Source organism: Psychrobacter sp. UBA3480 (genome assembly GCF_002377945.1).
Classification (GTDB): Bacteria; Pseudomonadota; Gammaproteobacteria; order Pseudomonadales; family Moraxellaceae; genus Psychrobacter.
This window is the reverse complement of the sequence record NZ_DFQV01000028.1, coordinates 60,978-72,991: the sequence shown is the minus strand read 5'-3', so window position 1 is coordinate 72,991 and position 12,014 is coordinate 60,978. Positions and strand designations below refer to the sequence as shown.

The window sequence follows — 12,014 nt, the reverse complement described above, 5'->3', positions numbered from 1 at the left end:
ACTTAATGATTGGATTGTTACCTAATCAATAATTAATTATAACCAATAAATCGTACATAGTCTATTGTTTTTTACTATTTAATTTAAAATAAATGGTTGCGCTATGATCTGATGAAACTTACAATGAATAAACTTTATTTTGAGGTTGTTCCCATGCCGTTTGATGATATCCCGCTTAGCGATATGCCATTAGTTGATAAAGACAGATATAACTATGCTGACTTCTCTATTACTGGAGAGAACTACAAAGAATCTGAAATATACAGCTGTGAAAACAGTCATATTGGTGCGAAACCTGCATTGCTCGTTGATACTCTACAATATAATCCTGCCACTGCCAGGTTCAAAACGGAAGGTGTGCTAGTGTATGTTTGCCCACTCTGTTTAGAGCCTGTTATGCTTGATGATGAAAATTCATACTAGAAGGTTTATGAACATAAAAACGCCTAACATTTAGTTAGGCGTTTTCTTGTACTCACTTAGGTTGTATCTACTTAATTTCTGATAGCAGCCATCATTCTATTTCTTGCAACAGTATTTGCAGTTGAGCAGTTTTTCTTCATGTTGCCTTCTAGAACATTACCTTTATCAGACTCAGCTCTACATTTTTGTAGCGTTGACTTTAGCTCGTCTGGGTTTTTGCTGTAGTAGCTGCTATTACGCAACTCTTCTTCGCCGCAGCCAGTTAATGCAAGCATTGTTAATGATAAGCCAACAGCAACAGCAGTATTTAATAGTTTCATGGGTATTCCTCTAAAGATTAATTTAATTTTAATGATTCGCTTACTTTGAAGTAAAAATAATTAGACATTCTTTGCAGTTAAGACCTGCTTCATATAAATTATTTTATCGACTTAGGTTTTTATAAATGAAACCTCTTAATCAATAACTTATTATACCCAATAATTCGTACTATTACAATAACTATTTACTATTTATTTTAATAAAAAGGCAATTAATCATTGTTTTTACGCTATCAGTTATGCCGATTGCCCATCATAATTGAATTAAGCGATTATTATTAAGTAATTTTGCCCAAAAGCGATTCTATGTGCAATATAACGATTATTATTAGACCTTATTGCATTATTTTGATTTTGAAAGGTCTTTGTTGCACCAAGAATTACGCAGTAGCGACCACCTCCACCCAAACCCGTTGCTAGTTCTAGTAATTCGCATTACTTGTTCCCTTAGTATAGCCTTGTCGTAGCCTCATATCCCGAAGGTAGGCTGCAAACACAAAAAAGCCGTCCTAATAGCTAGAACGGCTTTTCTTGCTTGCTACGCTTAGATAGCGTCTTGGATGCCAATATTGTTAAATTTTTGCATAACCTCATCCTGTATTGAACTTGAAAATCCCCGAGCTTTTTCAATAGCCAAAATCTTGACATCTGCAGTTAACAATAAGTCTCTATCTAAATCCTCTTTGGGTATCGATGCCAATGTTCTTTTCGCTAAACCCTCAAACCACTTCGCTATTTCTAAAGCAGTTCCTTCTGTCTTAATCCCTGCAATATACGAGTTCATATTACCGACGCCAGACCATGTTGCATTCCTAGTGATCCATCCCTGCTTATACCAACCATGAAATGCTTTGCTCATTAATTCCTTGTGTGGTGAAAGTATAGCCCGCACTACCCGATCATCAATATTGCAGAAGCCATACTCACTGCAGCTAATGTCGTATTTTCTACCATATTTTATGACTGATACGTGCCATTCACTATTGCTATGACAATTACTTCTGCCATGTGTTACTGGAACCCTTACTTTATACAAAGTTTTAGCTTTCGTCATTACAACACTCTCCTGTGTACGTTAGTTCACCTGTCAAATTGACAACAGGCAAGTATTTCGCCAAGAAGTCTTGCAGGTCTAATTTGTTTCTGATTAGTACGCCTATCCAATCTCCCATACAAAACCAATCCACAAAAAATTCAAACTCTTTGCTAATGACGCTAATGTCTTTCGATATTTGGCGACTGACTTCAATTCCCATTAAGCCTCCGGTATCGCGCTTATGGTAGTATCGAGACTCTTTTTGAAATCCGACAGCACCAAGGGCATTATCTAGATCGTCTTCGCCATCGAATATCTCTTCATAGATTGCATTTAAGTCTTGACGCTCAGTAAAGCCGTTGTTTTCAAATACGAACATAACCACCTCTTTGGTTTATTTGTTTCTAAATATACCACCTAAGCCCGCGTGTTACTTATGCCTTTTATTCAACGATAGACTTGGCATGGTTTTTGTCGCGGTACGATGCGAACAACCTCGCATTACCTCGCATTACTATGAATAACCTCCAAAACTTCTGACGAAATATTTTGTAACTATTTTCAGCTCAAACAGAGACTTTATTGCCCGCCTTATCAAAAGGTCCTGTATTGATTTGTAAGCTGCTTAGCATGTAGAGATCGGACTTATTCAGTATGAGCTGCAGCATCTAGCACTCCATCTCTAAATTGCATGCAAAAAAAGCCCTACTCGTTGGAGTAGGGCTTGGATTTGAGGTAGGCAGAGCTGCATTATCAGAACGCCACCTAGATAGGGTGCAAGGCAATTGGGGTCTCCCAATCCGACCTATCGTAGCTTTCTCGTGACTACGAATCAACGGCTTAACCTTGCGTATTTTGATATCTTAACGCATACAAACACTAAGTCATTGCAGCGTCCACGTCAAGCTACTCGTAATAGCCTTAGTATTGCGGGATTTGCCGCTCACAAGCTTTAAGCACTAAAAAGCCGTCCTAGTAGCTAGAACGGCTTTTTAGGCCCATTTGATGCGTTTTCGACACCTAGTAGGTGAATTACTATCAACGCTCTGCAGACGTTAACTTATTATACCCCTTACACGAAATTGCATAGTCTTGATCGCAGGATTTTTTGTACCACTCTGTTGCCTTACTTAGACTTTGTTCAATCCCGTCACCCTGCTCGTACATTGCTGCTAGCGCGAACTGGCCTACTGCATCATTTTGTTCTGCAGATTTAGCAAACCATTTAACAGACTCACTATGGTTTTGAGGCACGCCTTCTTTATAGTAGTGCATGAGGCCTAAACGGGTTTGGCTTGGGGCATCACCATATTCAGCAAGCAGCTTGTACCATTTAGCGGCTTTAGTATAGTCCTGCTCGGCACCGCGACCTTCATAATATATACTTGCCAGCGCCCGCCAAGCGCGATCCTCATCTTGCTCAGCAGCCAGCGTATACCAGGTTATTGCGTCGTTATAGCTTTGTTCTACCCCATATCCATGCTCATAAGCTCTACCTAAGCCGTACTGTGCAGATTTAAGATTTTGCTCGGCGGCCAATAAATACCATTTGGTCGATTCAGCTTTATCTTCTTGAACGCCATCACCATCAAAGTACGCTTGAGCCAATGTCAGCTGCGCGTCGGCTAACCCTTGGTTTGCCGCTTTTAAGTGCCAATTAATAGCAGCCTCGCTATCCTGTGGTACGCCATCGCCGCCTGCGTAGGCAATCCCTAAACTGAATTGAGCCTCTGCGCTTCCACCTTCGGCAGCTTTCTTATACCACTCTACCGCCTTTTCAAAATCCTGTTTAACCCCGTCGCCAAAATCATACATTTGACCAACTTGGAATTGGGCTAAAACATCGCCTTGGTCGGCTTTAGCGGCTGTAGAAGCAAAGTCCTCTGCAGACGCGCCCATAACGGCCACACTCAAGCCTATGGCGATCACAAGCCTGCTTATTGTTGTCTTCTTTTGAACGCTAAGCATATACATCCTCTAATCTAAACAGCGATTGGCGCTTTGATGGCTGGATGTGATTGGTAATCAATGAGTTGTATGTCGTCAAACCCGAAATCAAAGATGTTATCGATATTCTTGTTTAAAATAACTTGCGGTGGTTTGAACAAACTTCGACTTAATTGTTCTTTCGCTTGCTCAATATGGTTGTTATAAAGATGGCAGTCGCCAGCATTCCAAATAAACTCCCCAACCTCAAGATTACATACCTGACTTACCATCATTAGAAGTAAAAAGTATGAACAAATGTTGAATGGAGCGCCCAAAAAATTATCATTGGATCGCATTATTAGCTGACATGAGAGCTTACCATTCACTACAAAGAACTGAAAAAAGGTGTGACATGGCGGCAGGGCAACCTGGTCTGCTTCCGCCGGATTCCAACCGCTAACGATTAATCGTCTTGAGTCAGGATTGGTTTTTATTTCATGAATAACCCGCTTAATTTGGTCAACACCATCATTATTATAGCTGCCATCTGCCTTTTTGGTCGCCCCATAATTTCTCCACTGATGTCCGTAAATAGGACCCAATTCTCCTTCTGGGCGATTGAATTTTGCGGTCTGTTCAGCAGTCGCCCATTCGTTCCAAATACGCACCCCGTTTTCCTGCAGGTACTTCACGTTGGTATCGCCACTCAAGAACCACAACAGCTCATGAACCACGGATTTGAAATGGACTTTCTTAGTGGTTAGAAGGGGGAAGCCTTCATCTAAATTAAACCGTAGCTGTGCGCCAAGTACAGTGAGGGTGCCGGTGCCGGTGCGATCGCCTTTTTGCTCACCGTGTTTTAGTATATAGTCCAGCAAGTTTAGATAGCCCTGCTCTCCTGTGATATCGCTATAATCCCGTTTCATTGATATTCCTTGCTTTTGATGTAAGTGGCTGGTTAAGCGCTTAACCAGTGTTTTAAGGCTGTGTGTATATTCTTTATATCCACTGCCATGTTATGAGAGCTTACTGATGGAAAGCCACTCTGGCCTGCCAGTCTTTTAAATTCATTAGACAGATCTTTTAATATAGATTGCGTCATATTCATTAAGATCGCATCTTCATTTTTATCAGCATAAGCTTTGAATGATTTTATCGTCGCTATCAGGCCGATCATATCCCCACTCATCCAGTACTCTCGTCCTTGGTTGTCTATGCATAAGAACTCTCCTTTGATTTGAGGTTTAAAATAAGCGGTATAGCTCTTATCGTTAATTCGCACGCAGTCGAGTCTGTTGGGTTTATAACCAGGCAAGATGTTAATGATGTTTCTATGTATTAGTGATCTTAAAAGAATTTTCTTGTCATTTGATCTTCCGTCGAGAAGCTTCCAGTAATGTATGGTTTCGTCGTAAGATAAAAGGTTCTTTCTGAGTGGCAACGGCAGGCTTAAGCATTTATTGCTATTAATATTCATGGAAAACCCTTGCTTCTAACGTAACTGGCCTTTCTTTAAAAAAATACATCGAGCTACTTAACCATATTAGGTCGAATAGCGGTTGATTCTGACAATGCAAAAACCTTCTTAGCAAACGTCAGCGTAGTGGCTTTATCTAGTTTCTCAGCCAGCGTATTAAATATAAGCTTAGCAATCGCCTTATCATCACCAAGGCCGATATCTTTCACGCCTTTCACGGCCAGCTCAGGACGGTAAGTACCAGGCTCATGCCAGCCCCAAACAACACTTCTATTGTGTGGTGAGTGATTGATCTCATAGTCTTCCGACGCCCATTCATAAGCCTGTGCTTCGTTATTGAACATGCATTGCTTAAAAATAATATTGAAGCCTATATCGAATATGTTGTATTTGAATGGTTTGACTGGTTCAAAGTCGCTATACAGGGATAGTCCAACACTAACATCGTAGCCTTTTACTTCGTTCTTGGAGACGGCATACGCCATGCAGCCATCTTCTTCACTTAAGCGCGCCTTGCTAATAATGGGGAGTAATGCAGTTAGTAGAGATTTTGCTAGTAATTGTCTTTTCGGGCCGTCCATACATAAGTCCTAGTGTGAAATAAATTATTCGTAATCGCCTATAACAATCTTCTAATTATATATAAATTTTAGTAACAAAGAAACTGTTTGCGTGTAGTTATTAAATGAAAACCGACATAACGTCGGTTTTCAGTCTGCATCAGCTAAGTATATGTAAATATTTAAAAAGATTGACTATCTAGCCATTCTTTTAACCCGTCAACATCAAACATTTTGGCAGAAACGCCCATCTTAAGAAGTTCTTCTGGTATGTGTTCGTCAAACTTTTCAATCTGTAGTCCACCAATGATTTCTGCTAAGTCGTAAGCAGCTGGAAGCTCTGATTTTTGAAGCTCTTTTAGAAATGCTTTTATCTCAGCCTCGTCGGTTTTAAGCACCTGTATGTACTGGTAGTCAATCATACAACCGAACCTAGCACCCGTTAAAATAGCAGAGAGTGTATTGAGTATCTTTCTGTCGGCCCATACGAAAATATAGGTGCTGCCATCTCTTTCCACAATCGTCTGATGCGCAACATCAAATTTATTGAATGCACTTACGCCTTCTAAAAACAACTCACGCGCTGTCTGGTCAATGAAATCTAACTTCTTATCGCCTCTCTCTACCCGGTAATCGCCTTTTGTGTAGATGCGATACATCTCTTGCGCGATACGACTGTGAACGCCGCCTGGACTGCCTTCAAATATTGGTGGCCGGCCACCGCCTTTAACCGATCGAACTTCCACAACCTTATTTTGCATGTCAGTACTTATCACCTGCCAGCGCTTACCGCCAAAGATAATAAACTCACCTGCCATAAGTATGTTATCGACTGGTATCGAGCCAATCGTCTTTGGACCACAAACCACACGATATTCCTCGGGCGATTTAAACACAGCATAGAAAGTATAGTGTTCGACTATTCTCTCTCCCACGACGCCAAGTGCCAGCTGACCATCGCTCAACTGTGTGACAAGCTCACCTTTACCCATCTCGCGTAGCAGGGTCATAAACTCTGCTGATGTGATGTTATTAAATACACCTTTCACACACAAAAGCTCAAAGAGCTGCCCCGCTTGGATACCGCCATACTGAGCGATCACCGCCAGCATCTGATGTAAAAGCGTTGAGAAGTGCATCAGTGATACATCAGGTGGCTCAAACCAGTTATCAATCAGTAGCAACCGTAGCATGGCTAATGACTGCACCAGTTCAAATCGAAGCTCTATAGAAAAACTGGACTTCTCATCAAGCTCTTGTTCAACAATGAGCATCCTCAACAGAGGGTAGCCATCACGCCGCCCCGAGCGTCCTAATCGCTGTCTTAGGCTTGATACGGTATGAGGGCTAGTTACCTGGACTACGGCATCTACTTTACCGATATCAATACCAAGTTCTAATGTCATGGTACAAATAGCTGTTGTTGGGTGCTGTGATTTCTGCAGCCTTTGCTCTAAGTTCTCTCTATGGTCTTTTGATAACGATCCATGATGCGGGAAGAACTCGTTAGGCACGATGTTGGAGCCGCATTCATCTGATAGCGTGGCAGACAAACTCTCTGTTAGGCCTCGGCTGTTTGCAAAAACCAGATTATTTCTACCACGACAAAACTCATAGAGATCGTCGGCTATCTGTCTTTCGCTACTAGGACGATTGTATGCCTTCACACCGTCCTTGTTCTCGCTAGATGGATTGATGATGCCTTTTAGAAGTATTCTTGCGCTAGGCGGCCTATCAGGCTCTTTAATAATGATGCTAGCTAGGGTTTCTGACGGGCGTAGTAGTTTAGGTGTGCTGTCTATGTTCCCAAGTGTTGCACTCAAAGCGACACGCGCCGCTGGGTTCTTCTCGCGCTGGGATACATAGTCTAGGCGAGTAAGTAAAGAGATGAGTTGATGCCCACGCTCAGTACCTAAGAATGCATGAAACTCATCGATGACCACATACTTGAGGTTTTTAAAGGCTTTACGAGCCCAACTGGGGTGATTGATTAGCATTGCCTCTAATGACTCAGGCGTGATTAGCACTATGCCAGTAGGTTTCTTTCGTAGCTTTTGCTTAGCACTAGCAGAGCTATCGCCATGCCAAGAAGTGATCTGTATGTCTGTTAACTCAGATAAGCTCTCAAGCCTACGATACTGATCATTGATTAATGCTTTTAGGGGGCTGATATAGATGATATCGATACCATCGCTATCACCATTCTTGTTGGCTTCTCTAGAATCAAGAACGGCACTAATGGCGGGTAGGAAGAAAGCCTCTGTCTTGCCAGCAGCTGTTGAGGCGCTGATCACAACATCCATGTTACCACTCAGTATGGGCGGTATGGCATCCACTTGAACGTCTCTGAGCCCACTCCAGCCCTGTTTAAACATCCATTTGCGTATACGGCCATCGAGCCTGTGGTATTGCTCATTTGCATTATGCTGCATAACCAAACCTTCTTAGTAATGTTCCGAAAAACCACTACCTTGATAGTAGTGGTCAGTCGTCAAACAGTCGGCTTTATAGGGTGAAGTTTGTGAACTCATCATTACGGCTATCGCTTTCTGATACCTCTATGTCGGCATCAGATGCAATCTCAGCGGCAATGGTGGTGCTTTCTATCAAATCATCCCAAGAGATGTCGGGTTGTTGATCGATGACCGTCAGCATGTCCAAGAAGGCTTTAATGGTATTTCGCGGTGTTCTAAAGTAACTCTCACCAATAGTCTTACTGCAATGCTGCAGGAATGACTGTAGCGATTCGTCTGGCACCAGGTACTTCTCTTCATCCCCGCCCGCGTAAACATGTCTTAGGTTCTTAAGTAGGATGTATAGCTCTTCTGGTGTTAGGTTTGCAAGATGTAACGCCGGTGCTGAATAATCAATAACCCCTGCTTTTTCAGCAAAACTGTTACCAGCTAGGCGGGTCTGCAGTGCATCATAGCTGTATAGCCCTTTACGGGTATCAAGCAAGAATTCAGGTGTACCGCCTAACAAGAAGCCAATATTTTCAGCACTACCTTGTCTGCAGTCATTTAGGATGCGCAATACCTGCTCGTAGTTAGATTTGCGTGCAGCTGAGCTATTTAATTTGTATAGGTTCACCAGCTCATCGAGGTTAACCAATAACCCCTTATAGCCAGTCTGTTGAACAAACAAGCTTAATAGCTTTAGTGAGTCGTAGAACGCGGCGTCGTCAATAATGCTTCTAACGCCCAAGTCACGTCTGGCATCTGTCTTGGTCTCATACTCGCCGCGAAGCCAGCGTATAGCGTTTGACTTCAAGGTATCGTCGCCGTTTTCATACCCTGTCCAATAGTTTTCGATAACCTTGGCAAAGTCGTAGCCACCGACAAGCTCGGTCAGCTTTGATAGCTTGCCACGGATTACGTCAGTAGTAGGTACGCCTAATTCATCAGCCTCTTGTCTGCTAATACTGATAAAACCCTCAACCACGCTAGATAAAGCATTACCATCGGGTTTGTTTCGAGTAGACATATTGCGCATCAACTCTGAATACAATGCCTTGGCTTGCCCGCCGCTGGCGTGAATACGTCTATCAGGTGATAAGTCAGCATTGATGGTCACAAGCTTTTTCTCAAGCGCGATGGATCGTACAACACTCAAGAAGAATGTTTTACCTGAACCGTAATCACCAATGACCAGTCTGAATGCGGCACCGCCATCTGCGATATCATCAATGTCTTTAATTAACGCTTGAAGCTCATTGAAACGTCCAACCTGGATATGTTGAATGCCCGTTCTGGGTGTTACCCCTGATTTTAGTGATTGAATGATCGCGTTTCTATCTTTGGTTTTAATTCTGCCGGTAGCCATGGTCTATTCCTATCTGGTTTAATTTAGTTTAGTTTGTTGAGTTCTTCGACTGACTCAATATCAACAGTGATTTCACTATCTTCTTCAATGACCGCCTCATCGATACGGTCAAAAGACCAGTCGTTGATAGTCTCTATTGCGCCGCTTAGCATCAGATTTAAGGCTTTGCACATCTCAGCAACCTCATCACGACTCCAAACCTCTTTTTGTATTAAGGTTTGATATAGCTGTCTGTGAGCGCTGTCCAAACCATCATCTTGTGCTTCATTCAAAACAGCGGTATCGGTTTGCTTTGGAGTCTCGATAGGCGTCATTGTTGCTGCCTTATCGGAATTGACTACAGGCTCGATCGAAGTCTCAGAGTCGTCTGAAAAAACGGTGTTGAGCATTTGAGCTGAATTTTTAGTCTCGTTTTCGTACTGCTTGAGCTTATCGAAATCTAATGCCGCGCCGCCAGACGGCTCTTCCCCTGCGATACTGCCTGATGTCTGCAGACGATGGATGATGCTTGGTAAGCCGCCTTTACTGCCACCTAAGTACACAAAAACCTTTTGAGCCTTGTTGATTCGATGCTTATTAAAGTTGGTATCAGAGAAAGCCGCCTCAATAATCAAATTGGCCGCCTCCAGGCTGGTGACACTTCTAAAGTGGTCTTTCTTAGGCTTGAGCTGAACTTTGCTATTGTTGTTGGTTAAACGCCACAAGGCATAAGCACTTAGTGACGACATCTCATATTCAGTAATATCTAGGTGTTTATCGATACATGCCATGATAGCCGCGGCCGTACCAAAAACATCAATTTGTGTGAGGTTGTCGGTCTCATTAGGTGTATCGTCATTGGTTTTAGCGATCACACAAGCTAAAGCAATGATTGATTTGGCATCATAATATGAGGGACCAACAAAAATATCGTCCTCATGCCAGCTTTTGAATAATACGATAGACTCAAACCGGTTCATATCCTCATCATGGTAGCGCTTATCAGGCGCAACACCGTAGCCAAGCGCTTCTAATAACACTGACATCGCGCGGCTGTCTTTTTGAAAACTCTTATCGTCAGCTGCTGCGGTTTCGCTATTATTGATGAGAGGGCTCTTTATCTTAGCCCATAGCTCTGTGGTCGTCGTCAGGCCGCCATCACGAGCAACCACACGATAAGCCCAATCTTTCAGGCCATCCATCATTGTGTCGTTGTTTGCAGCCTTGTGTGCAATAAGCGGCTGCGGCAATAAGGCAATGAAATCCAAACTCTTATGGTTGTTGTCGTTTTTCCCTAAGTAGCGACTTGCAGCAGCCAATGCCGCACTAGATCTCTCAGCTATCCCTATTAGCTTTCTAAAAGGTATGGTGTAGGTCTGAGGGTTTGGTAGCGCGCTAAAGGGAAATGATGTTTTTGTGATGGCGTAGTTACTAGGATCGTAAACTCGGCTGAGTGAGCTGCCATTATTTTTCAGTATCAACCCATTTGGAAACTCTTTATTAAAAGAGTCTGTGAATAAAAACTCAAACTCACTTTCCATTCTTTTATGGACTGTTGTGGTACTAAATTGAGTGCTTCTTTTAACCCATGCCAAAGCAAGGCTTGGAGTGATTGGCTCATCATCCCTGATTTTCTTAGATATCTGCAGCTCTACACCAGACTCAGCCTTGTTAATGATGCCGCTGGTCTCTTGGATTCTGTTGCTGTCATAGCTCTTGATAAGCTCTGGGCGCAACGCTCTCATGTAGCTTGCAAAATTAGCGCTGAAATTGGCGAATGAGTAATTACTGCCATAGGTGTTATACAGGCGTACCACTTCTTTGTAGATAGTGATGAACTCATCATCGTTGATCGACTTATGCTCATTGATGACGCGATATTCAAGCCCGCTAAAATAGATAAAAACATAGCCTAGAGGTATTTGAGTATTATTTCGGGACGATGCAAGCCAGTCTAAGTAAACCCCACGGCAACGAACAGACAGTTTTGAATAACTGGGCCAGTAACTGAGGCTATCGTCTTTATAACAATCTAGGGCGTACGGTAGGCTTTGGCTAATGGCTGCATCTTTGTCTAAGACGACCTCTGATGGGTTATCTTGTCCAAACGCTCCACTATGGCTTTCTGCTAAGTAGAAGAACCCGCCATCAATGCTGCGGTCATGTACGGTGGCTTTTTCTTGCCAGCCTACCCATACGCCCTCGCTGCTAACATGATCGTCAACAACATTGGTGGATGTGGCCGCATTCATAAAGAACTCTTTGAAGCCAGATAGGATGCTTGACGACTTTTTAGCAGGTGGCTTCGTATTTAAGGGTTTTTCGCTGATAGGTTTTGGTCTGGCAATCTTAATCTCGTTTCTAAGTCTTCTTTCGCCATACTGTTGAAGCGTGTCGAATTGAGTAAACTCGTCATACCGGTCGTCGTTTTTGTTATTACTCATAGTGATTTCATCGTATAAGTCAGT

11 protein-coding genes are annotated in these 12,014 nt (G+C 42.7%); 1 reads left to right on the top strand and 10 read right to left on the bottom strand.

The features are described 5' to 3' along the window. Positions 1 to 123: 123 nt before the first annotated feature. Positions 124 to 423, top strand: coding sequence for a hypothetical protein (locus B2863_RS11765; RefSeq protein WP_296210848.1), 300 nt, complete (start codon positions 124 to 126; stop codon positions 421 to 423). Between the two features lie 71 nt (positions 424 to 494). On the opposite strand, the gene B2863_RS11760 is transcribed toward B2863_RS11765, so the two are convergent. The 10 genes from B2863_RS11760 to B2863_RS11715 all read right to left on the bottom strand — a co-directional run bounded on the left by B2863_RS11760 (position 495) and on the right by B2863_RS11715 (position 11,990). Beyond that, positions 495 to 743, bottom strand: coding sequence for an EexN family lipoprotein (locus B2863_RS11760; RefSeq protein ID WP_296210845.1), 249 nt, complete (start codon positions 741 to 743; stop codon positions 495 to 497). Between the two features lie 544 nt (positions 744 to 1,287). Next, positions 1,288 to 1,797 carry a hypothetical protein gene (locus B2863_RS11755; RefSeq protein ID WP_296210842.1) on the bottom strand — a complete coding sequence of 170 codons (510 nt, stop codon included), beginning with the start codon at positions 1,795 to 1,797 and terminating at the stop codon, positions 1,288 to 1,290. Beyond that, a complete protein-coding gene (locus B2863_RS11750; RefSeq protein WP_296210839.1) occupies positions 1,784 to 2,158 on the bottom strand; it encodes a hypothetical protein in 375 nt (124 codons plus the stop codon). The genes B2863_RS11755 and B2863_RS11750 overlap by 14 nt, the downstream gene beginning before the upstream one ends. Positions 2,159 to 2,817: 659 nt before the next feature. Beyond that, entirely contained in the window at positions 2,818 to 3,708 is an 891-nt protein-coding gene (locus B2863_RS11745; protein WP_296210836.1) for an SEL1-like repeat protein, read from the bottom strand. A 53-nt stretch (positions 3,709 to 3,761) separates the two neighbouring features. Beyond that, positions 3,762 to 4,634 (bottom strand): thymidylate synthase, encoded by an 873-nt coding sequence (locus tag B2863_RS11740; RefSeq protein WP_296210833.1) that lies wholly within the window; start codon positions 4,632 to 4,634, stop codon positions 3,762 to 3,764. A gap of 32 nt (positions 4,635 to 4,666) precedes the next feature. After that, positions 4,667 to 5,185 (bottom strand): hypothetical protein, encoded by a 519-nt coding sequence (locus B2863_RS11735; protein ID WP_296210830.1) that lies wholly within the window; start codon positions 5,183 to 5,185, stop codon positions 4,667 to 4,669. Between the two features lie 53 nt (positions 5,186 to 5,238). Continuing rightward, positions 5,239 to 5,766, bottom strand: coding sequence for a hypothetical protein (locus tag B2863_RS11730; RefSeq protein WP_296210826.1), 528 nt, complete (start codon positions 5,764 to 5,766; stop codon positions 5,239 to 5,241). A 161-nt stretch (positions 5,767 to 5,927) separates the two neighbouring features. Beyond that, positions 5,928 to 8,177, bottom strand: coding sequence for a DEAD/DEAH box helicase (locus B2863_RS11725; RefSeq protein ID WP_296210822.1), 2,250 nt, complete (start codon positions 8,175 to 8,177; stop codon positions 5,928 to 5,930). Between the two features lie 73 nt (positions 8,178 to 8,250). Beyond that, positions 8,251 to 9,567 carry an ATP-binding protein gene (locus tag B2863_RS11720; protein WP_296210820.1) on the bottom strand — a complete coding sequence of 439 codons (1,317 nt, stop codon included), beginning with the start codon at positions 9,565 to 9,567 and terminating at the stop codon, positions 8,251 to 8,253. A 23-nt stretch (positions 9,568 to 9,590) separates the two neighbouring features. Then, positions 9,591 to 11,990 carry a TerB N-terminal domain-containing protein gene (locus B2863_RS11715; RefSeq protein ID WP_296210815.1) on the bottom strand — a complete coding sequence of 800 codons (2,400 nt, stop codon included), beginning with the start codon at positions 11,988 to 11,990 and terminating at the stop codon, positions 9,591 to 9,593. Positions 11,991 to 12,014: the final 24 nt, after the last annotated feature.